This window comes from Nocardia sp. NPDC059240, from assembly GCF_042753865.1.
In the GTDB taxonomy this organism is placed as follows: Bacteria; Actinomycetota; Actinomycetes; order Mycobacteriales; family Mycobacteriaceae; genus Nocardia.
This window is the reverse complement of sequence record NZ_JBHZAC010000007.1, coordinates 340,918-365,527: the sequence shown is the minus strand read 5'-3', so window position 1 is coordinate 365,527 and position 24,610 is coordinate 340,918. Positions and strand designations below refer to the sequence as shown.

Sequence of the window (24,610 nt, the reverse complement as noted above, 5' to 3'; positions counted from 1 at the left end):
ATGTACCCGGCCCCACCGACAGGCAATTCGGAACACGACCGACGCCGCGATCACCTCGGCGGTAGCCCACGCCGAGTGGCACAACCTCGAGGGGCTTTTCAGCACTGATTTCGCCGCGCTTGGGTTGTGAGGACGTCGATTTCGCATCCTGGTGCGGTGGGGTCGAAGCCGTGATCGATCAGCCAGCGCACGCCGCGCAGACTTCGTAGCGACCACCACGCCCGGATCAATTCGAGGTCCACGGCTGTGTCGTAGCCCGACAACACATCTCGCAGGTGCTCGGGGTGGCCGAGGGTCAATGTGGCGAGGTCGTATATGGCGTCGCCGCGCGCCGCTTCGGACCAATCGAGTACGCCGGTGATCGTGTCTCCGTTGACGAATACGTGGGCGAGTTGGAGGTCGCCGTGGGTGAATACCGGTGTCCACGGGCGGAGTGCGGTTTCGGCGATCCGGCGGTTGCGGGTGATGATGTCGGCGGGGAGGACGTTGTTCGTGGCCAGCCATGCGCATTCGGCGTCGAGTTCGGCGGCGAGTTGATCCGGGGTGGGGCCGGGCCGGGGTGGCAACGGTGCGTCGTGCAGCAGTCGGAGGGCCGCACCCGCCGCGGCCCACGCCGCCGGGGATGCCGACGACGGTTCGCCGAGCCGGCCGAGCGGGGTTCCGGGTAGAGCGGCGAGGGCGAGCACGGACGGCTTGCGCCACAAGATCTTTGCCGTCGGGACCGGTGCCGACAGCATCGCCTCGACCTCGGCATCGATGCGCGCCTGATCACCGTCGATCTTCAGGTACACCTCGCCGACCCGCACAGTCGCGCGTTCGTGATGGGTGACGACGATCTCGACATCTTCCACACCGGTCAGTATCTACAAGCGACGAAAAAGATCCGCCACTGCCCGGAAAATGGGGCGGCGGCGGATCTTTCGTGATGGAGAGTGTCAGTTCTGTGGAGGGGCGCCGCCGCCGGGGGGCTGGGCGCCGTCGGGGCCGTCGGCCGGGGGCGCGGGTTGGGCTCCCGGGGGGAGCGGTTTGCCGATGTGTTGGGCGATGTCGGGGAGCATGCGGTTGGCTACCTGTTCCCAGTTGCCCCAGTTGTGGACGCCGAGGCTGGGGAAGTCGTAGGTGACGTTGTCGTAGCCGGTGGTCTGCAGCTTCGACTGGAAGGCCTTGGTGTTGGCCAGGGCGATGCCTTCCAGGGGCATGCCCTGGATGACCGCGTCCGTCGAGGACAGGTCCTGTTGGGCGGGGATGGCGCTGCCTGCCGCGATGTAGAGGCGGGTGTTGTTGGCGATCAGCTTGTCGGTGAAACCGTAGGGGTCCATGCGATTCCACTTGGCGCCGCCCGCGGCCGCCATCGAATCGATGTTGTAGCCGCCGGCGGCCAGCAGTGCCAGGCGCAGCGCGTCACGCATGCCGGGCGCGGACATGTAGAGGTAGCCCGAGAGCGAACCGGCGTAATTGAACTGGTCGGGGTGGTAGGCCGCGAACAGCAGTGCCGCGCTACCGCCACTGGACAATCCGAAGATGCCGTTGCGAGAGTCGCTGAAGCCCAGGCGATCCCGCAGCGCGTTGCGCAGGTTCTGAGTCAGGAAGGTTTCCCACTGGTAGGTGTAGGACTTCCCGGAGGTCTCGTCCCAGCCCGCGATCGCCGAACCGGAATCCCGGCTCGGGAACAGCGAGGCGTCCGGATTGCTGCCGCCGAAGCTGCTCGGGGCATCCCAGTCCTGGTAGAAGCTGGACTCGCCGCCGACCGGCATCACCACATTGATATTGAACTTGGCCAGGGCCGCCGGAATGGCGGTGTGGATCTCCCAGCCGTTGTAATCGTTCTGTGCGCGTTCACCATCGAGCAGATACACCACTCGATCGGTATTGCCGTCCGCGGCGCGCACGATGCGCGTCTTCACCGAACCCATGCTGGAATCGACGTAGAAATCGAACGCATTCGGATTCGTATCCGCCGCAGCCGGACCGGCTACCACCCCGAACGGCAGCATTGCGGCCACCGCGGCGCCTACCAGGCCCCGCTTGACCCATCCTCCCCGCATATCCTGTTTTACCTTCCGTTGTGCGGCCACAGCGGCCGCTTCCCCTCGAATCTCCCCGCTCCCCTGTTCCCGGCGCGGCGGTACGCCGTGCAGCATAACGGGTGAGGATCACCGGGTCTCATCGAATGGGGTTGCGGCCCAGACAGCTAACGGGCGAGAGGCCTCAGGCCAGTTCGACGCGGATGGGGTCGCCGGGGCGGACGGTGGCCAGCAGCCGGGGGTCGCCGTCGAAGCTGCCGAGGATATTGCAGGGGCTGGCCAGGCGGCATTCGTCGGCGCGCGAGATCGGGGTGGGCCCGTAGGGCAGGGCCAGCGAGTCGCCGTCGGTCCAGAAGGCGACGGTGCCCGGATCCACCACCTGACGGGCGTCCGATTCCCGCGGAACACTCACGCCTGTCTCGAAGTAGACCTCCTCGCCCCAGGTGCTCGCGCTGGAGGAAATCGGCAGGGCGGCGAGCAGCGCCTTGGTGGTGGGGGTGTCGGCGAGGGTGGCGGTGAGCTGGTTGGCGGGCCAGGTGATGCGAATCCGGGTCGAGCTGGTCATGACTACATTCAACAATATGTTGAATTCCGAGGGAAGGGCTACTGCGCGGTAGCCGCCGCGTGCTCGAACATCCCAGGATCGTGCGCGCAGACGATCAGCAGATCCGGCCCGCTCGACTGGTAGAGATGCGCCAACCGGGCATGGTTGTCGCGCAGCAGGTCGCGGTCATGGGCAAGCACGTTCTCGATCAGCGTGTGCATCATCGGGACCTGCGACTTGCCGTCCACCCGGCCCGGATGCATGAACGCGTCACCGCAGTGCAGCACCCAGCGGTGCCCGGCATCGACGGCGACGGCGGTGTGACCGCGCGTGTGACCGGGCGTCGGGACCAGCACGATGCCGGGGCTGATATCGGCCAACTCCTGGGCGACGAAGCCGCGCCAGCGCTCCCCCTCCGGCCGGTACTCCACGATCTTGGGATCGTGCGCCCACTGCACCGGGCGAAAACGCGCACGCTCCCGCCGAGTCGGCGCGTGGATCGCGGCCTGCGCCTCGTCGGCGGTGAGATGCAGTGTGGCGTGCGGGAAGTCGGCGAGCCCGCCCAGGTGATCGGAGTCCATGTGGGTGACGATCACATGGCGCACCTCGCCGGGATCCAGCCCGAGCGCGCGGATCTGATGCACCGCGGTCTGGGCGGGATCGAGCGCGGGCCGGCTCAACCGCCGCTGCGGGCCCACCCGCCCGGCGGGATCGGCAATATCCTGCAGGCCGAAACCGGTGTCGACGAGCACCAGGCCGTTGTCGGTTTCGATCAGGAGCACGTGACAGACGAACGTCGCGTGGGGCATCCGCATGGTGCCACAGTTCAGATGGTGAACCTTCATGGAAGAGAGCCACTTTCGAGTCCGTGGGGAAGTTCCATCACCCCTCTCTACAGCTAAGCACGCGGGTTACATCCGGCTCATAAAGTTCCGTTAAGCAAACCGGAAGGTTGCTCGCGAAAGCTGGCCGCATGCTGATCATGCTCGGTTTGCTGCTCGGGACCCCGATCGTCTTGCTGATCGTGTTGATACCCATCACGATCCGCGCCGAGCGGGCTCGCAAAGACCGAATCCGACAGTGGGCCGCGACCTACGGGTGGAGTTTCCAGGAACGTGCGGGCGCGGCCTGGACCGGCCGGGTACCGGGACACAACCGGCACGGGATCGGGGTGACCGTGACCGGACGGATGGGCGGACGCTGGGTGACGGTGTCGGAGTATTCGTACGAAACCACCTCGCACAGCGGTGATTCCACGCACACCACGACGCATCACTACATCGTGGCGCTGGCCATGCTGGATCGGCCGCACCCCCCGCTGGCCGTGCGGCACCGGGGACTGATGTCGCAGTTCGGCCGCGCACTGTTCGGCGACAAGCCGACCGCCACCGGCAATGTCATGTTCGACGCCCGCTTCCGAATCGACGCGGCGGACCCGGCCCACGCCAAAGCCATGGTGAGTCCGGCCCTGATGGCGGCGCACATCGCCGGGGCCGTACCGCAGTGGAGTCTGTACGGCAACGAATTGCTCATGTACACACCGGTTTCGGGAAGGATCCAGGATCCTCGGCAGATCCCCTGGTACGCGGGGCAGATCTCGCAGGTGGCCGACCTGCTCGGACCGGTCGACTTCGCGCCTCAGCTCCCGGCCGCACCGCGCTGATCGCCCCCGGGCTCAACGGTGAACGCCACACTGCGGCCCCTGGCATCGAGCCGTCCGTCCCCCCAGCTGGCGCTGCCGTAGGCATCGACATCGATGGCATAGGAACCGGCGGGCAGGGCTTCGGGCAGCTCGATCGAGGTCCGGTCGAGCCAGTCGACCAGGCCCAGATAGGTGCGGTGCGGCCCGGCATCCAGCGCCACCAGGAAAATTCGGGCGGACTCGAAGATCCGACTCTGCGCCGTATCGACCCGCCAACTGACACCCAGGTTCCGATGCACCGAATCGGCGAAATCGACGATGACCCGCAGTGCCGACCGCTCCTCGACCCGCTCTTTCACGACTGCCTCCTCGCGCACCCACCGGACGCACTGGCGGCGCGTCCCGGCGGTTCCCGCTGCCCTCCAGGCTGGCACGGGCACGGCAGCCTGGCAACGCGGATCAACTCGCGCGAACCGCGGCTTCGAGGTAGGCCATGGCAGCGGCGGGCTGGTCGGCGAAGTGGACCAGGTCGGCCAGCGGGATCGGCAGGAACCCTTCGGCTTCCATCCGCTCGAACTGGGTGAGCAGGCCGTCGTAGAACCCGGCGGTGTTGAGCAGTACCACCGGTTTGCGGTGCAGGCCGTGCTTTTTCATCTCGAGGATCTCGGTGGCCTCGTCGAGGGTGCCGGTGCCGCCGACCATGACGACGACCGCGTCGGCGCGAGCGAGCAGGGTCGCCTTCCGTTCGGCGAGGTCGGCGGCGATGATCATCTCGTCGGCGTTCGCGCGCGCCTTGCCGCGCAGGAATTCCACCGAGACACCGACCAGTCGCCCGCCGCTGTCCTGCACGCCGTCGGCGACCACCTTCATCAGCCCGACGTCGGAGCCACCCCACACCAGCGTGTGGCCGCCCTTGCCGATCAGTTCCGCGAATTCCCGTGCGGGACCGGTGTAGCGCTCGTCGAGGTCGGCGGCCGAGAGAAACACGCAGATGTCCATGCGGTCACCCTAGAGGTCGCGCGAAGGCGGTTTCCCACCGATCGATCCCGGGCAGCGGTGCGCCCGGCGACACCGTCCGGCAGTGCGCGAGCAGGTCGTAGCCCGAGTGCAGCAGATCCATGTGCGCGGGCCAGACCCGCCCCGCCCATTCGGGATCGTTGTGGGCGGAGTCCATTCCGCTACGCATGGCCCCGATCAGATCGAACTGCAGGTCCCGGCGCAGCACCATGGCGGGCGTCGCATCGATCGGCTGGGTGCGCAGGCAGGTCAGCAGTTCGAGCGCGCCGCCGCGAATCCGCCGGTCGGTCCAGCCCAGGGTGCGCCGATGCGCGTGCGGCAGTACGTATCTCAGCGTGAGCATGGCCACCACCACACCGATCGCGGTCTCCACCAGGCGATCCCGCATGACCGCGCCGATCGCCTGCCCGCCCAGCCCGGCCCCACCGGCGATCAGGGCGACCGGGGTGAAGAAGATCGCCGCCAGCGCGTAGTTGCGGGTGATCAGCAACTCCACCCCGAACTGCAACACCGCGAGCACGGCGACCAGCGCGAATCCGCTGGGCTGCAACTGAATCAGGGCCGCGAACATGCCGAGACCGAGCGCGGTGCCGAGCAGCCGCTGCAGCGCCCGCACACCGCCGTGCACGCGATCCGGCCCGGCCTGCAGGATGATCAGCGCGGTCAGGATCGCCCAGTGCGGATGCTGGGAGCCGGTCGCTCCGGCAATGACGCCCGCCACCACCCCGGCGCCGGCGACCCGCAGCGCGGTCGCCGTCGCATGCGAGTCCAGGGTCAGCGAGCGCCGCAGCCGATAGCGGATGGTGGGCCGCGCCAGGGGAATTCCCTGCGGATCGGCATCCGAGCTCGGGGCCGCCTCGGCTAGCCGTCGATGCGCGGCGAGCAACTCCGACACCAGCGGTGAGGTCTCGGCCCGATCGGAGAGCCCGGCGTCGTACACCGTCGCCCACCCGTTCCACAGCGCCTCCGCCGCGCGATGCCGTTGCGGTGCGGTCGCCGTGCCCTGCTCACGTGCCGCGACATAGTCGTCCACGCCGCGCACGGCCTGCGTGACCGCCAGGCGGGTGGGCCGGTCCGGCGCGATCAGCCGGCCCGCCATCGACACCACGAGCGCGCCCGCGACACCCAGCGCCGTCGCGATCAGGATGCCGTCGGCCGCGATCCCGGCGCGCGCCGCCGCCAGCGCACCGGAACAGGCCACCAGGAAGAACATCACGCCCGGCGGACCCAGTCGCGTCGCATCGAACACGTACGCGCCGATCATGGCGATGAGCGGCAACAGCACGACCTCGATCAGCCAGGCCGGGGCCAGGTCGCGCAGGCCCGCACCCGCCGCGATCCCGAGCGCCGCGCAGGCCAGCAGTCCCGCCCCGGCGATCGAGATGACCTGCCACCGAACGCGGTACGCGCGTCCCTCGCCGTACATGACCGCGAAGGCTCCGAAACAGGCGAACAGCGCCCAACTCGACCGACCGCAGGCGACCAGCAACCCCGCGGGTATTGCGAAGGCGAGGGCGGTGCGCAGCCCGGCGTCCCAGCGCCACCCGCCGGGCGCGAGTCGCAGCAGCAGGTTCCGGCGGCGGACAACCGGCGGCGGGCTTTCTCCCAGCGAATCGGTATCGGCACTCACCATCCCATACAACACGAAGGCCCGGCCGAGGTCGGCGCGGGCTCCGGAGTGCGGTGTCTAAGCCTCAGGCGGCGTCGAGCTTGACCCGCACGGTGACGGTGGATCCGTCACGGTGCGTCACTGCGCGCCCGACGCGTTCGACGCCGTTCAGGCGCAGGGAGATCGGCGCGCCTTCGCCTTGGAAGTTGCGCCACCAGCTCTTCTTGTCCGGCATGGCGACACCGATCACGATCTCGTCGCCGCGGCGTACGTAATTGACGGGTGTGCTGAAGGTCTTGCCCGAGCGTCGCCCGGTGTAGGTGATGACGACGAATCCGCGACCCATGAGCGGGCCGATCACCGGAGCCTCGGTCAGTGCGACGATACCGGCGTTGAGCGTGCCCACCACCTGTGCCACAACATCTTTCAGTGCCATGTGCCCTCCTTGTCAGGGGGACGGTAGCACTCGATAGCCGAGGTATCGATCTGAGCCCCCGGAGCGGCATGACCGCTCCGGGGCCCGGCTGCTACGGGACGAGCAGCCTCGCGAGCAGGTCGTTCACGGCGCAAATGAGGTGACCGATGAAGTGCGGGATCATGCGTCTTCCTCCTTCGTGACAATGAATATTGGTGACCCACTAGTCGGTTCGTTTAACCGAGCCGACAACCGTGTTGATCCTCTATTCGTTGCCGAAGACTGGACGGATGTCCCGGCGATGCTGTCCCCTCCACGGCACCGCCGGGCCAAGCTGTGTGGTTGCCGCGAAACGCACGCCGAAGAGGCCCTTGTGGGGCTTGGGTTGCGTCGAATTACGAAGGAATACCTACACATCCGCGGGCCGGAGCGGACTGTCCCGTATCACGCACCGGCCGGAAATGAGTAAAGCGGACAGGTTGCCACCGAGACAAGCTGACCCGGTGACCCTAAATAGGGTCTGTTCCCAGGGGCGGGCCCGAGTAGGGGCGGACGACACCGATACACAGGTGCAGAAAATCGCGTCCCGGCGGGAAGGACTGCAACTGCATGGTGACGCTGACCGGCCCCGCGGCGGTGTGCACGTGTTGCGGCTCCTCGACGCCGCGATCGAAGGCCACGCTGCGGGTGAGCCACAGCCGCGTGAAGTCGGGATCGTCCTGGAGGGCGCCCAGCACCTCGGAGGCAGCCGGCGGATTGCCGAGGTGCGCGCAGATGCCACGCATGCGCGCGACATCGTTCGGGACCTCGTCGCGCCAGGTCGCCATGACCCGCCGTCCGATCGGGCCGAAGAGCCAGAACATGACGTTGCCCGCCGCGACCCGGCCCGGAAACAGCTGTTCGTAGGCGTCATTGGCGGCGATGACATCCCAGCGCCAATTGCAGTAGGCGGCCGGGCTCGGCATCAGATCGTCGAGCATGGCCCGCTCCGCCGCGGTCACCTCGGTCCGCACCACCTCGGGCATCGGGGGCCGCGGTAGATGGACCCGGGTCAGATCGTCGAGATGCCGGAACTCTGCGGGAGTGGTGAGTCCCAGCGCCCGTCCGAGTGCTTCCTGGGTGGGGCCGCTGAGCCCGTGCTGCTCGCCGCGCTCCAGCTTCTGGATGGTTCGTGCCGAGAGAAAGGCGCGCTGCCCCAACGCCTCCCGGGTGAGGCCGAGCCTTTTGCGATGGAACTCGACGTAATCCGCCAGCGAAGGCAGCGGAAGTCGCAGCCCTTGCGGAGATTCGGCAGTCATCCCGCGGACTCGGTCGGGACGGAGTAGGGGCGGACCGCGGCGATGCACAGGTGCAGAAAATCGCGTCCGACCGGAAAGGACTGCAACTGCATGGACACGCTCACCGGTCCCGAATCGGTGTAGAGGTACTGCGGCTCCTCGACGCCGCGATCGAAGCCCACCCGGCGGGTGAGCCACAGCCGGGCGAAGTCGGGATCGTCCTGCAGCGCGCGCAGCACCCGGATACCGACCTCCGGATTGCCGAAATGCGCGGAGATGCCGCGCATCCGCGCCACCAGGTTGGTGACCTCTTCCTCCCAGTGCACCAAGATCCTGCGGCCGACCGGACCGAAAACCCAGAGCATGACACTGCCCGCGGCGACCCGTTCCGGAAACAACTTTTGATAAGCGTCATTGGCCGCGATGACTTCCCAGGCCCAATTGCAGTACGCGGCCGGGGTCGGCATGAGGTTGTCGAGCATGGCCCGCTCCGACGCCGTGACCTCGGTGCGCAGCACATCGGGCGGCCACGGCTGCGGATCGTGGAGCCGGGTCAGGTCGTTGAGGTGCCGGAACTCCGCGGGGGTGGTGAGTCCGAGGGCGCGGCCGAGCGATTCCTGGGTCGGCTTGCTCAGCCCGGTCTGCTCACCGCGCTCGAGCTTCTGAATGGTCCGCGCCGCGAGGAAGGCGCGCTGCCCCAACGCCTCCCGGGTGAGGCCGAGCCTTGTGCGATGGAAATGCACGTAATCGGCGAGCGAGGGCAGGGGAAGTTTCAGCTCGTCCGAAGACACGCGCACCTCTCCCACCTCGAACGACTACGTATAGCTACCGTCCAGCATCCTAATACTCGGGGTGGCGCGCACTTGTAGTCGGTCCACCGTCCAGATCACCCGCAGGGCGTAGAGCACAGCGAAGGCGTACACCAGGACGTGGGCGTTCTCGAGAATCGGCTCGCTGTGCCAGGGCTTGGGCAGGACGAAGACCCCCACGGACGCGAAGTCCGGGGTCCATTGATAGGTCCAGGCCCCGGTCGCGACGAACAGGGCCGCGGCCGCGATCCACCAACCCGGCCGGGCCTGCGCCCGATGCACCAGATGAACCAGCAGCGGCACGAACCACACCCAGTGATGTCCCCACGAGAACGGCGATACCGCGCACGCCGTCATCCCGGCCAGCGTCACCGACAGCAACCGCTCACCACGGCGGTACAGCGCGACAGCGATCCCGAGTCCCGCACCCGTGACCACCCCCGCGAGCAACAGCCACAGCCAGACCGGGGCCGAGCCGCCGCTCAGATGCGCGAGGACACCGCGAATCGACTGATTGGCCGGATCGGTTTCGGGCGCGATGCGGTCGGCGTGAAAGAAGGTCGAGAACCAGTACTGCCGGGATTCACCGGGCGCGACGATCCAGGCCAGCGCGACCGTGGCCGCCAGCGCGACGGTCGCGGTGGCGGCGGCTCGCCACCGGCGCAGCGCCAGAAACTGCACGATGAAGAACGCGGGCACCAGCTTCACCCCGGCCGCCAGGCCGATGCCGATCCCCCTGGTCCGGGAGGCGTCAGGGCGCGAGAAATCCCAGAGCACCAACAGCATCAGCACCAGGTTGATCTGCCCGTAGAACAGCGTGGTGCGCACCGGTTCCAGGAACAGGCAGGTAATGGCCAGCAGCGCGGCGATACTCGCGATCCGCGGTGTCATCCGATAGCCGAGCATGCGCCAGCACAGCAGCACACACGCGTACAGCACACCGACATTCACCAGCAGGAAGGCATCGGTGATCCAGGCGGCGGGCACGGCCAGGCCGGGCATGAAGACGATGGCCGAGAACGGCGTGTAGGTGTAGAGCAACCCGCCGACGGTCTCGTCGGCGTAGAGGGAATGCCCGTGCAGCAGCCGCCACGCGCCCTCGCGGTAGATGTGCACATCCAGCCCGCCGGCGAGGATTCCCGCCTTGTCGAGCCAGGGGTCGACGGTGGTGAACAGCAGTGTCAGGGCCGCGGCGGCGCTGAGCGCCAGCACGAAAAGCATTGCACCGAACCGTGAACCCGTCGTCGGGGATGAATCGGACACGACTGGTCAGCCTAGTGAAACGCGGCTACACCTTCATGCCCCCGGTTTGGAGGTGCCCGTCACAGCGTCCGCCTGGGCCAGGATCGCCGAACCCATCCAGCGCCGCAGATACCGCCGCAGCTCATCGTCGGAGCGCGGCGGATTGCCCGGCGAGATGAAGAACGACTGCATCGTCCGCAGCAGGAATTCGACCAGCTCACGCAGGGATTCGTCGTCGTAGCCGTAGTCGCGCCAGTCCACGTCGAAGCGTTTGATCATGGTGATGCCGAAGTCCTGCGCCTGCTCGGAGGTGATCCCGGACGGATCGGCATTGGTGTAGGTGGCAGTCAGCAGAATGCCCAGATGCGGGGTGCGTCGCACCTCGGCCAGGGTGTAGACGATGCCCTCGGTCATGGCGTCGACCGGTTCGGTGCGCCCGCGCACCTGGGCGGCCAGCCGGTCGAGGAACCCGTCCACCGAGGCGATGGCCGAGGCCCGCATGAGCGCGTCGGCGCTGGGAAAGTAGCGGTAGACGGTCTGCCGGATCACGCCGAGCGACTCCGCGACGTCGGCGATGCTGATCTCCGCGCCGGTGCGCCCGATCAATTCGACTGCGGCGGAAACGATTCGACGGGTCGCTTCCGCATCGTCCTCCGGCGGACTGCCGCCCCACCCGCGCCTTCGTGCCACGCCCGACCGTAACACGCACCCGCGTGTCGGCTGGTCCGGCAGGCCGCTGAGCAGGATCTTCAAATCATACACTTGAACGTGCCTGTGTATGTTTGTATGTTCACAGCGGCATCGGAGCCGGAAGACGAGGTATCGCCCGATATGACCGAATTGATTGTGCGGAAGCTGACTTTCGCGTTCGAACAACACGACGTGCCGTTCCTGTGGAATCCAGCGAACCCGGCCTTCTCGAGCATGGCCAACGCGGTCTCGTTCCTGGCCATCGGATTCGAGAAGATGATCGTGCAGATGATCACGCAGGCCAAGCCGCAATTCACCGATCCGGAGGTGGCCGAGGAGGCCGACGCCTTCATGCGGCAGGAAGGGCAGCATTCGACCGCCCACCGCCAGCATGTGCGCGGCCTCATCCGCGCCTACCCGGGCCTGCAGGAGACCCTCGACGAAGTGGTCGCCGAATTCGACAAGCTCACCGCCGAGACCCCGCTGAAGTACCGGCTCGCCTACACCGCCGATCTGGAGGCCACCTTCACCTCGGTGTTCAAGCTGATGCTCGACAACGAGGCGGCGCTGTTCCGGCCCGGCGACGATCGGGTGGCGTCGCTGTTCATCTGGCATTTCGTCGAGGAGGTCGAGCACCGCAGTTCGGCGCTCATCATCTTCGACTCGCTGGTGGGCAGCGACCTGTATCGGATGCGGGTGGCGCCGTCCATCTTCCGGCATGTGCTGCGCATCATGCGGATCGCATGTGCGGGCTTCAACAAGCATGTGCCGCTGGAGGATCGGAAGATCGACGCCATGTCGATGTTCGCTACTTACCGCTACCAGCAGTTGCTCGGCAAGGTGCTGCCGCGCTTCGCCATCCCCGACGCGGGCCCCGGCCCCCGCGCCTTCGACGACCTGCCGCTGGGCGAACAGCTCGTCGCACTGCGCGGCATCATTCGCAGCCAGCTGCCCAAACACAATCCCGCGCACGAGCAGACGCCCGCACTGGCGGACGTGTGGTTCCAGCGCTACCGCGACGGCTACGACGTCACCCGCTGGTACAGCGCGGCCGGGGCGGAGGCGAACTGATGACCTCGACCCTCATGGCCCCGACACTCAAGGACGCAGCCGACCATTGCGCGGCCACCTTCGATCAGCTCGCGAAGTCGCTCGGATTCTCCTGCGACACGGCGGGCGGGGTGGTCGAGGTGAGAAATCCCTTCGCACTGGAGAACTGGACGCTTCCGGTGCTAGAGACGACGGTGATCCTGGGCTCGGTGCTCGCCCTGATCCTGGCCGTGGTGCGGGCGCGCCGGGGTGACCCCACCAATCTGGTGCTGTGGTTCGGTGCGACCGCGTACCTGTTCGTCATCGAGCCGCCGCTGTATTTCCCTGCCGCGTTCGGCATTTCGGGCCACGTCGACACGATGTTCGCGCACAACGTGTTCACGGTCGACTTCCTGTGGGGACGGCTACCGCTCTACATCGTGGCGATCTATCCGTTCATGGCGACGCTCGCCTACGAGATCGTGCGCATGCTGGGTGTTTTCGGCCGCTACGGTGCGCTCGTGGGCGCGGCCTGCGTCGGGTTCGTGCATCACGCGTTCTACGAGATCTTCGACCAGATCGGACCGCAGCTGCGCTGGTGGGAGTGGTCGACCTCGAACCCGTTGAACCAGCCCATGTTCGACTCGGTGCCGCTGCCGAGCGTGGTGGTGTTCGCGGCGCTGTGGCCGATGTCGCTGGCGTACTGCGTGTATCGGTTCGTCGGCAAGCGCGTGGACGCCGGCGAGCAGCTGCCGGGCCTCGAATTGGTCTGGCGCACAGTGGTGATCGGCCTGCTGGCCTCGCTGGGTACCTTCATCCTGCCGCTCCCGGCCACCGTGCTCGGTATGGCCGGGACCACGGTGCGCGGCATCGTCTACGCGCTCGAACTGGTCGTGGTGGCCGTGGTCGCGATACCGGCCCTGTACCGGCAGTGGTCGCGGCTGCGCCACAGTCTGTCGACCGAGGGCGACGACGAACCGCGCTACACCAACCGGTTCGTGATCGCCTACAGCGCGCTCTACCTCGTCGTCATGGCGGTGCTGTGGGCCACCGCGCTGCCCGATTTCTTCGGCGCGACCCACGGCGTGACCCGCAACGGCGACCCGATCGGCAATCTCTGGTACACCCTCGCCTGCTTCGTCGTCGCGATCGCGTGCGTCGGGGCCGTGTTCACGCTGGCGCGTCGAGGAGGTGAGCCTCACGCCACCCGCGGCTCGGACATCAGGGTCGAGCCGACGAAGGCGTGAATGGTCTCGAGCATGCGATAGCGGCGGCCGTCGAACTCGACCAGCGACTTGCTGACCAGTCCGCCCAGCGGACCGGCCGCATCGCCGCGGCCGAACTCCTGCACGGCCTCCAGCGTCGCGCCCTCCGGGAACAGCCAGAGTCGTTGCGCCATCCGGCGTTCCGGTGCCGCCAGCGACTCCCAGCTCCACTCGATCGCCGTGTAGAGCGAACGGTGCCGGGCCGCCGCGGCACGATTGCCCGACAACAGGCGGAACCGGTCGTCCAGGCGGGTCAGGATCTGCGCGGGGGTCAGGGTGTGCACGCGCGCGGCAGCCAACTCCAACGCCAGCGGGATGCCGTCGAGGCGACGGCAGATCGCGGCAATGGTTTCACAGTTGTCGCCGGTGATCGTGAAGTCGGCGCGAATGGCCCGCGCCCGATCCAGAAACAGATGCACCGCAGGAGATCCCAGCGCCGCGGCGGGCGCGGAACCCGCCGCCGGCGCGGCCAGCGGCGCGACCGGAAACAAGGTCTCGCCGGGAATCCCGAGCGGTTCGCGACTGGTCGCCAACACCGTCAGATTCGGATGCCCCCGCAGCAATTCCCCGACGGCCCCGGCGATTTCGAGCACATGCTCACAGTTGTCGAGAATCAGCAACAACTCCCCGCCACCGACCCCCGTGGGCCGATGCACCGGACACACATGCCCCGAATCTCCCGCCAGCCCGAGTTCGGCCCGAACCACCGCGATCGCGGCCCCCGCATCGGCAACCGCCGCCAACTCGATCAACCGACACCCCTCCGACCACCGCGCCGCCACCCGGCCCGCCACCTCCAGCGCCAGACTGGTCTTGCCGACCCCGGCCGACCCGGTGAGGGTCAGCAGCCTGGTGCCGCGCAGCATCGAATCCAGCCGCCGCAGTTCGGGCTCCCGGCCGATCAGCCGCGTGAGCCGCGCGGGCATTCGATCCGCCACAGTGCGGCCCATCGGCCCCGCAGCGTCGCCGACGGCCCGTTCCACCGCGGCGCCGGCCACAACTCGATTCGGGGTGCTGCCAACGGTTATCGCGCTACCTCCGCCGATTTGTTTCGCCACGGCGAGGAGTTCGGGTGCCGGCTCGACGCCTAGCTCGTGGTGCAGGTGTTTTCTGGTGGTGGCGAATACTTCTCGGGCGCGCGCACAGCGACCGGTCGCGATGAGTGCACGGATCAGCTTGATTGCCAGGGACTCTCGTAGCGGGTCGTGGCGCAGTTCCCATTCCAGTGAGTCCAGGACCTCGCGGCCACGGCCGAGCAGGACATAGGCGTCGGCGCGCGCCTCGATCGCCTCGATCCGGGACTGGTTCACGCGGTCGGCGTGCCAGTACAGGTCGGCGTTGTCGGTCAGGTCGGCGAAGGGGTTACCGTGCCAGAGCGCGAGCGCGCCGTCGAGGGTCTCGGCGGCCCGGGCGTGCGCTCCGGACGCCACCTGCTCGATGCCCGCCGCGACCAGGTGGGTGAAGTGGTGCAGATCGATGTCGTCGGACTCGATCCGGAGCCGGTAGCCGCCTGCCACCGACTCCAGCGCCGCATTCGCCGGGAGTACCGCGCGTACGCGTTTCACCAGTGTCTGCAGGGCATTGGCCGGATCTGCGGGCAGGGCGTCACCCCAGATGCCACCGATCAGCGTGTCGCATCCGATCACCCGGCCCGGTTGCAGGGCGAGCAACGCCAACAGCGTGCGCACCCGCGGGCCGCCCACCCGCCGCACTGTGCCCTCCACCGAAATACCCACTGCCCCAAGCAGTCTTACCTGTCCCACACGTGCCTCGCTCGACGTCACACCATTCGATTCGATTCCCCGCCCGGCAAGTCTCACGGCTGCGCCGCCGCACGGGGAGGGCGGAATGTGCCATCCGCAAGGCAAAAACGTGCCAACTTCGGCGGGCAGGCGTCAGTCGGTCCAGCGGCGCACGGCCCGCCGGGCGGAGCGGCGATCCCGGTAGCCCAGGAGCGCCGCCGGATCCGCACCGGTCGCGGTACCGGCGGCCACCGCGACCTCGTACCGATGGCGCCGGGCCCGCTCGAGCTCGGCACGCCAGGTGGTGCCGTGCTCGGACAGGCGGCGCTGCAGCGAGCGGCGGCTCATGTACAGCCGCGCCGCGACCCGGTCGACCGTGGCCGAATTGTCTTCCAGCGCAATACCGATCGCGATGGCGAGATGATCGGTCCAGCTGGTCGCACGTCGCGGCGGCACCGGCTGCGTGGCCGCCGCGTGCGTGCGCAGGATCGCCCCGAGCCGCCCGTCGGCGGTGCGCAACGGGGTCTCGAGATCCGCCTTGCGGACGGTGATGCCGTCCACCGGAGCATCGAAATCGATGGCGGTGGTGCCGAATACGTCGACCAGCCGGGTCCGATCGCGCGGCGCGCGCTGCCGGAACTCGACCCGCGCGGGATGCACGGGTGTCGTCGTGACCAGGCGGGCCCGCATGAAGATGGCCGCCAGCGCCCACTGCATGGCGAGCTCCCGCCCCCGGCCGTCACCGTTGATCATGGTGACCTCGAAGCTGACCTCGTCCTCGGTCTCGGTGCCCGGCTCGAAGTAGAAGTTCGTGCTGATCGCCCCCACGAACGGACCGCACAGCGCCAGCCCCTCCCCCAGAGTGGCTGCGGTGGTGAACAAATAGTCGTACAGCCCGACCTGCCCGATCGCATAGCGTTCGGCGATCCGCAGCGCGGCGTCCGGGTCCCCGAGCCCGTGCTCCACCACCTCCCAGGTCCGCAGATACCCCGCACTGTGGACGCGGTACTCCTCCCCACCCCCCAACGACCAACCGGGCAGGCCGGAGGCGCGGGCGAGCCGCCGCGCATCCAGGCCCGCGTCCACCGCGTGACGCAGCACGGACCGCGGCAACAGCACGTTGTCGGTTGTCTCGAACACCGCTCCAGCTTGGGACGTCCCGCGAACCGGAGCAACCGTCAGCCCGCGGGCCACGGGTTGCGGAAACCGGCGGGCACCATCCCGTCGAACATCGCGCGCACCTGCGGCTGCAGGCGCAGCAGCTCCACATACGAGCCCAGCGGGCCACCCGAGTAGTAGACGGACTCCATCCCGACCTCGGGGAAGTCACCGTGCTGCAGGATCTCCGTGCCCGCGGCCCGCAATTCCGCCAGCGCCGCATCGAAATCCGCGGGCACCCAGGCACAGTGGTGCAAACCCGGTCCGGACTGCGCGAGCGTCTCGGAGTACAGGCTCTCCCCCGCCACCGGCACGATCAACTCCACCTGCTGGCCACCGGCGTAGCCGAGGGCCGAATCGATCGTGAAATCCGCCGGGGCGCCCCGGAATCGACAGGTCTGCGGCGCGAAGTGGATACCCGGGATCCGCACCCAGTTCGCCACCCCGTACCGCTCACCGAACTCCCGTTCGGCCGCATCCAAATCCTCGACGACCCATGCCATCTGAAAGATCGGCCCCGACACCATGCTCATAGCGTTGCTCCTCGAACTCGCCCGGCAATCGCCGGTGCGCGAAGCCTGCACCGACCCGCTGGCAGAGTCCTGGCACGCGCCTCACTGTCCGTTGCAGTCCGGGCCGAACACCTGGGCCGGATCGGTGGCGTCGGCGCTGATCGAGGACGGCCACGGTGGGCCGACCGCGTTCATCGCGTTGCGGGTGGCGTCGTCGCCGGTAGGGCCGGATCCGCCCGCGAATCGGTCGCCTCGGAATGCGATTGCGCCGCAGCCGTCTTGGAATTGCAGTGCGATCGTGCAGCTGCCGTCGCCGCATTCGGCCAGGGCACGGCTGTCGGCAGTGCCCTGGTCCGGGTAGTTCCATCCGACGCCGAGCGAGTACGACCCGTCCGGCAACCGGCCCGATACGGCGTACGAGCCGTACATGTGGCCGTCGGGTCCGGGCTCGGCCGCGGCGGGGCCGAATGCCAGGGTCAGGGCCGCGGCGGCCGATGTCGCCACCGTGAAACCTCGGAAGATCGTGTTCGAAACAGCCATCGTCCTAGCTCCCCTCGATCCGCGACCCACAGGTTCGACGATCAGTTGGCTGGAGATGTGTTCTTTCGGACCGTACACCGCGCGGGCCGGAGCAGTACCCGCAATTCGGACAATTGAGTACCGACCGGCCCGTTTACTGTGATCAGGCCCGCGACGACCCCGAAGCGGGCGTGGGCGACAGGAACCGCAGCTCGCAGGGATGCTCCGGATCCACGATGATGGTCTGGCCGTTGATCTTTCGCTTCACCGCCGGGGGCAGGAAGTGCCGCGGGAAGCTGGTGGGCGCGACCGCCACCCGCAGCCGGTGACCGGCACGCAATACCGCCTCGGTCGGGTTGATCTCGATATCGATCTCGAACGGCTCCCCCGGCACCACCGGCAGTACCGCGTCGGCACGCAGGGTGTGCAGCGGGAAGATCAGCTCACCGTCGACGTAGGTGCTGTTCTTCTCGTCGACGGCGCGCAGCGACGACAGCAGTGCGCCGCGCGTCAGCGCCGCCGAACGGCCGTCGGGCTCGACATCGGTGACCGTGACCGACCAGAACGCCTCGGTGCCACCGGTTTCCACCCACAGGTGCAGATTCATCGGGCCCGACAACACCAGATCCTGCGCCAGCGGCGGGGTCGTGAAGGTGACCGCGGTGGCCTCGGCGCGCCGGTCGTCGGAACCGAAGTGGCGGCCCAGCACGGTGGTGACGCCCATGGTCATGAGCGCGGTATTGCTGGAGGCGAAAGCGCCGCGGCCGGTCGGCAGCGGCAACCTGGTCAGGTCCTCGGGCGGCGTATCACTGAGTGCCGCATCGGTTCCCGCGTGCGTCGCCGAGCCGCTCGGCTCGGCGGTGAGGTACAGCCGGCGCACGCTCACCGCCGGATCGGGGAAGCGCGGGCGTGAAATCCAGCCACCGCCGCCCTGACGCCGCACGGTGACCGGGCCGTACCCGTCGACACCGTTGTCGATTCCCTTGCACCACTTGTCGAACCACGCGCACTGCAACTCGTCCAGCCCGGCGGGATTGCCGGGTTCACCGAAGCCCGCGCCGATGCTCAGGTGATACCCGTCGTCGACGAGTACCTGCTTCGCGCCGCCGTCGAGTCCCAGACGGTCGAACATGCGGAAGTTCGAGCGGTTGTAGACGTCGTGCCAGCCGCCCTGGATCCAGGTGGCCGCGGTGATCCGTTCGAAGTCCGGAAGCCGTTGCGCCCATTGGTCATTGAGAAACCCGTCCGGATGTCCTTCGGTGGTGACGATGGCGCGGGCGCGACCCAGCCCGCTGAGCGGATCGGCGCGGCGATCGCGCAGGTATTGCCCCACCAGCCGGTTGCGGATCAGGCCGCGCGGCGACGGCAGGAACTTGGCGCCGTCGACCGCGGCCATCCACAGCGCCATACCGGGGGTCGGCACGCCACCGGTCAAGCCCAGCTCCCGCACCGGATCCTCGCCCGCCACGATCGCGAAGACGGCATCCAGTCCCTCGGGCCGCTGCCCGGCCGCGATCAGCGCCGCGATGCCGCCGTAGGACACACCTGTCACCGCGAGATGACCATCGCACCACGGCTGCTGCCGCACCCACCGCAGCACCTCGACATAGTCGAGATGCTCCCGGGGGCTGAAGAAATCCCAAGTGCCGGTGGAGGATCCGGTGCCACGCACATCCACCACCAGATCCACGTAGCCGCGCGAAACCAGGGTCCGATTGGTGGAGATCACGTCGACCAGGCCGCCGCCCGGCGTATGCACCAGATCGCGCCCGGTGAACCGCCGCCGATCCGATCCGGCCATCGCCTGCCCCGCGCGCCGGGCGATGCCCGCGATCCGGCCGCCGTATCGATTACCGAGCCGGTTGTAGGGCGTGAAGTTCACGACCACCGGAAACGCCTGGTCGATCGGCTCGGCTCGGCGATACGCGGGCCGGGTCAGGTCCGCGCACAACATCACTCCATCCGACATGGGAATGGCGACGGTGGTGTCGAGATGGACCGCCGGATACTGCTCCGGCCCGATATCGAAGCGCGCGTCCGGCGGCAGCGATGCGGTGGCGGGCGTTATCGGAGCAGTCATGGGGCGTCCTCTCGACATCAGCGTCCAAGCCTGACCTTGATTGTCTCAGACAATCATGAAGTCGGTGCGGTGATCGGCGGCCCATTCCGCCAACGTGCGGCCGGGCTTACCCGTCACCGGGGTGACCGGACGGGCCCGGTCGGGCGTGACCAGGGTGTCGCTCCAGTAGTCGAGCAGCATCTTCATGATCGGCTGCGGGATGTATTGCCCCATCTCCGAACGGAATTCGTCGGCGGTGATCTCACTCAGCGAAATCTCCCGGCCGATCGCCGCACCCAGCGTCGCCACCTGCTCGGCCCGCGTCACCGCCTGCGGCCCGGTGATCGGAATGATCTGCCCGACATACTCATCCGACAACAACGTCTCCGCCGCCGCCTCGGCCACATCGAACTCGTGCACCGGCGCCTGCGCGGACTCGACATAGGGAGCCCGGATCGGCACCCCCGACCGAATCTGGAACCGCCACTCCAGCAGATTATTGGCGAAGGTCCCCGGCCGCAGAATCGTCCATCCCGCAGTCCGCTCGGTCACCGCGGCCTCAACGGCACTGTGGTGCAACTGACTTGCCGACCCGTGATCCCGCGGAAACTCCATCGCCGCCGCCAACGACGACAGCACGGTAAACCGCTGCACCCCGGCGGCAACGGCCGCATCCATGAACACATCGACGCCCCGCGCCGGGAAAACGAAAACCCGATCCACCCCGTCGAACACCTGCGCGCCAAGTGTCGAGGCATCACCCAAATCCCCGGCAACAACCTCGACGCCCTCAGGCAGCGCCGCATCCTCAGGCTTACGGGTCAAAGCGCGGACTGCCACCCCACGCTCGAGAAGAGTAGTAACAAGATGCCGACCCACGGCCCCGGTAGCCCCGGTGACAAGAACGGTCTGGCTGGACTGACGAATCTCTGTGCTGCTCATGCCATTAATGCTCCCGATAAACCCCCCACCCCCACATCACGAGAATTCGTTATTTAGGGGCCATGGTCGAGTTGGTCATACTCGGCACGCTCGTAGTGATCGTCACCGACCCCGTTCCAGTCCCGTGATCGGGCGTAAGCGCCGGCCCCACCACCGCCATAATCCCCAGCCACACCGCGGCAACCACCCCGGCCAGCAGCCATTGCTGCCGTCCCTGAGGCTTCGTCATAACTGCCGAAACCCAGCGCTTGGCCTTCTGCACCAAGGTCTCGGGAGGCGGCAAGACCGAAGGCGGCAAGACCGGAGGAGGCGGCGAGATTGGAGGAGGCGGGGAGACCGGAGGAGGTGGGGAAAAGCCGAGACGTATCAACTCCTGGAGAGTGACGCGGCGGTCCTTGGCTGGGTGGTCCGGTCCGAAGCCGAACCCGCCGAGCAATGCAAGCGCCTGCTCCGCTGTCCACGTCGGCCGATCCTGCGCGTGTTCATCGGCCCAGCGCCGCAGCTCGGACAGCCCGGGATCGGACAGCAGCACGTCCAATCCCTCAGCGGTTGGGAGACCGACCTTCTCCAGCGTCACGGGAAAGTTCCAGGGCACTACGACCACCCTGCCGGTCACGAGTGCCGCTGAGCCGCCGGCGCTTTCCGCGGCATCTCGCAGCGCACCCGTCAGTCCGAGTACCGCAGGCAGCCGGTTCCCGAACTCATGGTTGATCCGGGCACCGTCCTCCTGATACGACAACGACCAATCGCCGTGTGCCGGACAGCGAAACACGCCTCCGACTCGCTTGGGAACGCGATATACGTCCAGCACCACCACCGCGTACGGCAGCACGACCAGCAGATGCGGCGCGGAGGTCGTGTCCCCTTGCAGCGGATCTCGCAACACCGCGATCGCCGGAGCCCTCCAGGCTCGCAGCGCCTTGATCACCTGCTTTTCGGCGTCCTCGATCCCCGTACGGTTCGTATTGATCACCCGCACAACCGCCCCCGATCGTTCTCCCACCAATCAGCTTGCTCCACACGCTGATCCGATGGGTCGGGTTCGGGGTTACTGCTCTGCGGGGGCCAGGGGTGCCGGTTTGTCGGTGGGTTGGGGGCGGCGGGTGCGGTAGAGGAAGAGGGCTACCAGTAGGACGCTGAACCAGACGTAGGTGTCGCCGATGAGGTGTTGCCAGAGGGTCCAGTGGGTTTCGCGGTGTTCGCCGTCGGGGAGCCAGTTTTGGGGGCCCCAGACGAAGATCGCGATGGTGATCGCGGTGACCAGGTACCAGCCGGCGGCGCGACGGCGGGGCAGTTGAGTGGCGTAGCCGATCATGCCGAGCAGGGCCGGGGCGATCCAGATCCAGTGATGCGACCAGGAGATCGGCGAGACCAGCAGGGTGAAGACGGCGTTGATGCTCAGGGCCAGCGGGGGGAAGTCCACCGCGCGGCGCATCGCGGGCACCACCAGGGCCAGCAGGGCGGCGCTGAGGATCAACCACAGGATGGTGAGCAGCGGCTTGTGAATGTCGAAGCGGGCCAATACGGCCTGAATCGACTGGTTGGTGTGGAAGGCCGAGCCGCTGAGCCCGGACACATTGCCCATCCCGCCGAACCAGTACTTCATCGACGCGAACGGCATGACCGCGAAGGCGATCGCGGTCGCCACGGCACCGGTGACCGCGGCGGTGGCGGCAGCCTTGTAGTCGCGTCGAATCAGGAAGTAGAGGACGAAGGCGGCGGGTGTCAGCTTGATCGCGGCCGCGATGCCGAGCAGCATGCCGCGTCGCCACTTCGGTTTCTCGGTCAGGCAGTCGGCGACCACCAGCACCATCAGCAGCAGATTGACCTGCCCGAAGTCCAGCGTCGAGTGCGCCGGCTCCAGCAGCAGGCCGAGCGGGGTGGCACAGGCCGTCACCCACAGTCCCAGCGTCTTGCGGTCCTCGCCCGGCCACACCCGGCGCGCCACCAGATAGAACGACAGCGCGAGCGCGACCACCGAAGTCACGAAGAACCCGTAGCGGGCCGCGTCCCACGGCAGCAGCGCGAACGGTGACAACACCAGCGCGGCGAACGGCGGATAAATGAACGGCAGCCCGATCCCGATGGTGGTCTGCGGCAACTGGCCGTACATATCCCCGCCGTGCCACAGCGTCTGCACCCCCAGCCGATACACCTGTAGGTCGATGAACCCACCCGTGATCTGCTTGAACGGCCACACCGGCAGCATCAGGCACAGCGCGGTCAGGGCCACACAGAATGCGGGAACGAGCCACATCACCCGCCCGAAACGGCGGTCCAGCGACTTCGGCACTTCAACAGCGGTAGAAAAACTCATCCGCGAACACTTTATCGGCGTCCGCGCCGCCGCGCGCACCCGCACCTACCCCGGCCGCTCACGAGGGGCCACGGGTGGCGCTGCGGGATCGGCTCGCAGCCGATGTCCGGCTCCCGGGCAACCCCGTCCCGGCTTGTTAGCCTTACGCCGAAATCTTGCTCACCTGCAGTTTCATCCGGTTCGTTCCGCGTGCCCCATGGATTGCGAGGTTCTATGAAAGTCGTCCCCGTCGCGCTGAGTACGGTCTTGGCCGCCATGACCGTCGTGGTAACCGCGGTCTCCGCGCATGCGACTCCGATCACGGTGGATGCGCCGGATCCGCAGACGAGCTTGTTCCCGACCGACGACCCGGGCTCGGATCAGCTGTTGCTGAATTGCCCGCCGGTTCCCGACGCCGACGATCCGCTGGCCCCCATCCCGCCCCGGGACCCGTTGTGCGGCGAGAACGATATGGCACTGACCAGCGATGTGTATCTGCGCAGCAATGCGTATCGGCGGCTGTCGACCATCTACGGTCCCGATGTCGCGGTCAGTCTGATCGGCAACAACCACTACCAGTTGCGTGATCACGCCGGGAATCTGATCCTCGGCGAGGATCGCAGCACCCTGCATCATGTGCCGTTCGGGAACGAGATCCCGCCGCCGCCCCCGGGGAACGTGGCGGATCTGACACCGCACGAGCAGGCGATTCGCGAGGGCATGTCGCGAGTGACCGTCGGCGTGATGCAGGGCGTCGTCTACACCGGCGATCTGACCGACATGTCGGGTTACCTGACCACGCCGATCGGTTCGCTGCTGGTGCAGGCGCCCGGCACCGGACCCGACCCGTTGCAGCCGGGGCCGGACGGTGACCGACGGTTGCAACTGCTCAACAACTTCCAAGTATTGGATTCGCAGGGCCGCTACGTCATGGGCAACACCCTGACCCTCGGCTCGCCGATGGCATTGTGGCCCAATGCCGCCGTGCCCTGCCCGCTCGGCACGGTACCGATCTCGCCGCTGCCGTCCCGCTCCCAGCCCGAGCGCGACAAGACCGTCACCAGCGCCGCGGACCTGCCCGATCCGGTATGCAAGACCCCGGCCAGCGTCCCGATCACCGGCTTCATCGACGATCAGCCGGCACCGGGCCAAGCCGCGCCGGCTCCGGGCACGCCCCCGCAACCCGATGCGGTGCAGCGGCAGAAGGACATCAATGACGCCTACAGCGCGGTCGGCACGCAGTTCGGGTTGGCGGTGTCGGTCGGCGGTCTGCTCGGCGGCATGACCGGTCTGGTCATCGGCTGCCTGGCCGGTGGTATCGGCGCGGGTACCGCGGGCACGTTCTCGGCGGCGCTCGCCGGAACGGCCACCGGATTCGCGGGCGGATGCCTCACCGGCGCGGCCATTCTCGGCGCGATGGGCGGCACCATCGGCAGCCTCGCCATCGGCGTCCCGGTCGGCATCATCTCGGGTGTCAACGCCTACAACACGTTGCGACTGCAGGGCGATGTGGCACGCAAGCCGATCGCCGAGGAGTCCACCCCGGCCCTCGCCGAGCCGACCCCGGCGGCGGATATCAAGGGCTTGCTCGACACGGCAGGTCTGCCAACCGAACTGGCCGCCGCCCTGCCAACCGACGTGATCAACGCCGTCCCAGCAGAATTCACCGCTCCCCTGGCAGCAATCCTCAACCAGCTGTCCCCCGCACCCGACAACCCGGCCTGCTGATCCGGAACAGTCAGTCGTGGGGGGCCGGCCCCCCCCCGGGCCCCCCGTCTCAAAACCCCCGCGGGGTTGGGGGGGGGGTTGGGGGAGTGGG

24 protein-coding genes are annotated in these 24,610 nt (G+C 67.8%); 4 read left to right on the top strand and 20 right to left on the bottom strand.

What is annotated here, in order from left to right; genetic code table 11:
* Window positions 1-98: 98 nt before the first annotated feature.
* The 4 genes from ACFXHA_RS26800 to ACFXHA_RS26785 all read right to left on the bottom strand — a co-directional run bounded on the left by ACFXHA_RS26800 (window position 99) and on the right by ACFXHA_RS26785 (window position 3,413).
* Window positions 99-851 carry a phosphotransferase gene (locus ACFXHA_RS26800; protein ID WP_379361374.1) on the bottom strand — a complete coding sequence of 251 codons (753 nt, stop codon included), beginning with the start codon at window positions 849-851 and terminating at the stop codon, window positions 99-101.
* A gap of 84 nt (window positions 852-935) precedes the next feature.
* Window positions 936-2,045, bottom strand: a complete 1,110-nt coding sequence (locus ACFXHA_RS26795) for an alpha/beta hydrolase (protein WP_379361372.1) — start codon at window positions 2,043-2,045, stop codon at window positions 936-938.
* Between the two features lie 163 nt (window positions 2,046-2,208).
* Window positions 2,209-2,589, bottom strand: coding sequence for a cyclophilin-like fold protein (locus tag ACFXHA_RS26790; protein WP_379361370.1), 381 nt, complete (start codon window positions 2,587-2,589; stop codon window positions 2,209-2,211).
* Between the two features lie 38 nt (window positions 2,590-2,627).
* The gene (locus tag ACFXHA_RS26785) at window positions 2,628-3,413 is read right to left on the bottom strand and encodes an MBL fold metallo-hydrolase (RefSeq protein ID WP_379361368.1); all 786 of its coding nucleotides are present in this window, start codon (window positions 3,411-3,413) and stop codon (window positions 2,628-2,630) included.
* A gap of 128 nt (window positions 3,414-3,541) precedes the next feature.
* Between ACFXHA_RS26785 and ACFXHA_RS26780 the strand changes: the two genes are divergently transcribed.
* Window positions 3,542-4,231 (top strand): hypothetical protein, encoded by a 690-nt coding sequence (locus ACFXHA_RS26780; protein ID WP_379361366.1) that lies wholly within the window; start codon window positions 3,542-3,544, stop codon window positions 4,229-4,231.
* On the opposite strand, the gene ACFXHA_RS26775 is transcribed toward ACFXHA_RS26780, so the two are convergent.
* The 8 genes from ACFXHA_RS26775 to ACFXHA_RS26740 form a co-directional block, all read right to left on the bottom strand.
* Window positions 4,207-4,569, bottom strand: coding sequence for a hypothetical protein (locus ACFXHA_RS26775; RefSeq protein ID WP_379361364.1), 363 nt, complete (start codon window positions 4,567-4,569; stop codon window positions 4,207-4,209). The genes ACFXHA_RS26780 and ACFXHA_RS26775 overlap by 25 nt on opposite strands.
* A 100-nt stretch (window positions 4,570-4,669) precedes the next feature.
* Window positions 4,670-5,209 carry a TIGR00730 family Rossman fold protein gene (locus ACFXHA_RS26770; protein ID WP_379361363.1) on the bottom strand — a complete coding sequence of 180 codons (540 nt, stop codon included), beginning with the start codon at window positions 5,207-5,209 and terminating at the stop codon, window positions 4,670-4,672.
* A gap of 4 nt (window positions 5,210-5,213) precedes the next feature.
* Window positions 5,214-6,857 carry an FUSC family protein gene (locus ACFXHA_RS26765; protein ID WP_379361361.1) on the bottom strand — a complete coding sequence of 548 codons (1,644 nt, stop codon included), beginning with the start codon at window positions 6,855-6,857 and terminating at the stop codon, window positions 5,214-5,216.
* Between the two features lie 64 nt (window positions 6,858-6,921).
* Window positions 6,922-7,272, bottom strand: a complete 351-nt coding sequence (locus ACFXHA_RS26760; RefSeq protein WP_379361359.1) for a nitroreductase/quinone reductase family protein — start codon at window positions 7,270-7,272, stop codon at window positions 6,922-6,924.
* A 488-nt stretch (window positions 7,273-7,760) separates the two neighbouring features.
* A complete protein-coding gene (locus tag ACFXHA_RS26755) occupies window positions 7,761-8,549 on the bottom strand; it encodes a helix-turn-helix domain-containing protein (protein ID WP_379361357.1) in 789 nt (262 codons plus the stop codon).
* Window positions 8,546-9,325 carry a helix-turn-helix domain-containing protein gene (locus tag ACFXHA_RS26750; protein ID WP_379361355.1) on the bottom strand — a complete coding sequence of 260 codons (780 nt, stop codon included), beginning with the start codon at window positions 9,323-9,325 and terminating at the stop codon, window positions 8,546-8,548. Before ACFXHA_RS26750 ends, ACFXHA_RS26755 begins: the two co-directional genes overlap by 4 nt.
* Window positions 9,326-9,343: 18 nt before the next feature.
* The gene (locus tag ACFXHA_RS26745; protein ID WP_379361353.1) at window positions 9,344-10,600 is read right to left on the bottom strand and encodes a glycosyltransferase 87 family protein; all 1,257 of its coding nucleotides are present in this window, start codon (window positions 10,598-10,600) and stop codon (window positions 9,344-9,346) included.
* A gap of 33 nt (window positions 10,601-10,633) precedes the next feature.
* Complete coding sequence (locus tag ACFXHA_RS26740) at window positions 10,634-11,269, bottom strand: TetR/AcrR family transcriptional regulator (protein ID WP_379361351.1); 636 nt, start codon at window positions 11,267-11,269, stop codon at window positions 10,634-10,636.
* Between the two features lie 141 nt (window positions 11,270-11,410).
* Between ACFXHA_RS26740 and ACFXHA_RS26735 the strand changes: the two genes are divergently transcribed.
* Both ACFXHA_RS26735 and ACFXHA_RS26730 read left to right on the top strand, forming a co-directional pair.
* Complete coding sequence (locus ACFXHA_RS26735; RefSeq protein ID WP_379361349.1) at window positions 11,411-12,340, top strand: metal-dependent hydrolase; 930 nt, start codon at window positions 11,411-11,413, stop codon at window positions 12,338-12,340.
* Window positions 12,340-13,545 (top strand): hypothetical protein, encoded by a 1,206-nt coding sequence (locus tag ACFXHA_RS26730; protein WP_379361347.1) that lies wholly within the window; start codon window positions 12,340-12,342, stop codon window positions 13,543-13,545. The genes ACFXHA_RS26735 and ACFXHA_RS26730 overlap by 1 nt, the downstream gene beginning before the upstream one ends.
* Here ACFXHA_RS26730 and ACFXHA_RS26725 read toward each other — a convergent pair.
* The 8 genes from ACFXHA_RS26725 to ACFXHA_RS26690 all read right to left on the bottom strand — a co-directional run bounded on the left by ACFXHA_RS26725 (window position 13,497) and on the right by ACFXHA_RS26690 (window position 22,812).
* Window positions 13,497-15,287, bottom strand: coding sequence for a BTAD domain-containing putative transcriptional regulator (locus ACFXHA_RS26725; RefSeq protein WP_379361346.1), 1,791 nt, complete (start codon window positions 15,285-15,287; stop codon window positions 13,497-13,499). The two genes, ACFXHA_RS26730 and ACFXHA_RS26725, sit on opposite strands and share 49 nt — an antisense overlap.
* A 171-nt stretch (window positions 15,288-15,458) precedes the next feature.
* Window positions 15,459-16,445 (bottom strand): AraC family transcriptional regulator ligand-binding domain-containing protein, encoded by a 987-nt coding sequence (locus tag ACFXHA_RS26720; protein ID WP_379361344.1) that lies wholly within the window; start codon window positions 16,443-16,445, stop codon window positions 15,459-15,461.
* A 38-nt stretch (window positions 16,446-16,483) separates the two neighbouring features.
* On the bottom strand, window positions 16,484-16,996 hold the full coding sequence (locus ACFXHA_RS26715; protein ID WP_379361342.1) for a VOC family protein: 513 nt from the start codon (window positions 16,994-16,996) through the stop codon (window positions 16,484-16,486).
* Window positions 16,997-17,077: 81 nt separating this feature from the next.
* Complete coding sequence (locus ACFXHA_RS26710) at window positions 17,078-17,515, bottom strand: DUF4189 domain-containing protein (protein WP_379361340.1); 438 nt, start codon at window positions 17,513-17,515, stop codon at window positions 17,078-17,080.
* Window positions 17,516-17,657: 142 nt separating this feature from the next.
* A complete protein-coding gene (locus tag ACFXHA_RS26705) occupies window positions 17,658-19,574 on the bottom strand; it encodes a CocE/NonD family hydrolase (protein ID WP_379361338.1) in 1,917 nt (638 codons plus the stop codon).
* A gap of 45 nt (window positions 19,575-19,619) precedes the next feature.
* Window positions 19,620-20,495 carry an SDR family oxidoreductase gene (locus tag ACFXHA_RS26700; protein WP_379361336.1) on the bottom strand — a complete coding sequence of 292 codons (876 nt, stop codon included), beginning with the start codon at window positions 20,493-20,495 and terminating at the stop codon, window positions 19,620-19,622.
* Between the two features lie 49 nt (window positions 20,496-20,544).
* Entirely contained in the window at window positions 20,545-21,468 is a 924-nt protein-coding gene (locus ACFXHA_RS26695; protein ID WP_379361334.1) for a hypothetical protein, read from the bottom strand.
* A 75-nt stretch (window positions 21,469-21,543) separates the two neighbouring features.
* On the bottom strand, window positions 21,544-22,812 hold the full coding sequence (locus ACFXHA_RS26690) for a glycosyltransferase 87 family protein (RefSeq protein ID WP_379361332.1): 1,269 nt from the start codon (window positions 22,810-22,812) through the stop codon (window positions 21,544-21,546).
* A 213-nt stretch (window positions 22,813-23,025) separates the two neighbouring features.
* Between ACFXHA_RS26690 and ACFXHA_RS26685 the strand changes: the two genes are divergently transcribed.
* On the top strand, window positions 23,026-24,519 hold the full coding sequence (locus ACFXHA_RS26685) for a hypothetical protein (protein WP_379361330.1): 1,494 nt from the start codon (window positions 23,026-23,028) through the stop codon (window positions 24,517-24,519).
* Window positions 24,520-24,610 lie beyond the last annotated feature (91 nt).

Excerpts from the sequence above, each read along its gene's own strand:
- ACFXHA_RS26760 (WP_379361359.1), bottom strand. The coding sequence starts at position 7,272 with ATGGCACTGAAAGATGTTGTGGCACAGGTGGTGGGCACGCTCAACGCC.
- ACFXHA_RS26785 (WP_379361368.1), bottom strand. The coding sequence starts at position 3,413 with ATGAAGGTTCACCATCTGAACTGTGGCACCATGCGGATGCCCCACGCG.
- ACFXHA_RS26685 (WP_379361330.1), top strand. The coding sequence starts at position 23,026 with ATGAAAGTCGTCCCCGTCGCGCTGAGTACGGTCTTGGCCGCCATGACC.
- ACFXHA_RS26770 (WP_379361363.1), bottom strand. The coding sequence starts at position 5,209 with ATGGACATCTGCGTGTTTCTCTCGGCCGCCGACCTCGACGAGCGCTAC.
- ACFXHA_RS26735 (WP_379361349.1), top strand. The coding sequence starts at position 11,411 with ATGACCGAATTGATTGTGCGGAAGCTGACTTTCGCGTTCGAACAACAC.
- ACFXHA_RS26730 (WP_379361347.1), top strand. The coding sequence starts at position 12,340 with ATGACCTCGACCCTCATGGCCCCGACACTCAAGGACGCAGCCGACCAT.
- ACFXHA_RS26755 (WP_379361357.1), bottom strand. The coding sequence starts at position 8,549 with ATGACTGCCGAATCTCCGCAAGGGCTGCGACTTCCGCTGCCTTCGCTG.
- ACFXHA_RS26700 (WP_379361336.1), bottom strand. The coding sequence starts at position 20,495 with ATGAGCAGCACAGAGATTCGTCAGTCCAGCCAGACCGTTCTTGTCACC.
- ACFXHA_RS26690 (WP_379361332.1), bottom strand. The coding sequence starts at position 22,812 with ATGAGTTTTTCTACCGCTGTTGAAGTGCCGAAGTCGCTGGACCGCCGT.
- ACFXHA_RS26780 (WP_379361366.1), top strand. The coding sequence starts at position 3,542 with ATGCTGATCATGCTCGGTTTGCTGCTCGGGACCCCGATCGTCTTGCTG.
- ACFXHA_RS26795 (WP_379361372.1), bottom strand. The coding sequence starts at position 2,045 with ATGCGGGGAGGATGGGTCAAGCGGGGCCTGGTAGGCGCCGCGGTGGCC.
- ACFXHA_RS26715 (WP_379361342.1), bottom strand. The coding sequence starts at position 16,996 with ATGAGCATGGTGTCGGGGCCGATCTTTCAGATGGCATGGGTCGTCGAG.
- ACFXHA_RS26710 (WP_379361340.1), bottom strand. The coding sequence starts at position 17,515 with ATGGCTGTTTCGAACACGATCTTCCGAGGTTTCACGGTGGCGACATCG.
- ACFXHA_RS26705 (WP_379361338.1), bottom strand. The coding sequence starts at position 19,574 with ATGACTGCTCCGATAACGCCCGCCACCGCATCGCTGCCGCCGGACGCG.
- ACFXHA_RS26790 (WP_379361370.1), bottom strand. The coding sequence starts at position 2,589 with ATGACCAGCTCGACCCGGATTCGCATCACCTGGCCCGCCAACCAGCTC.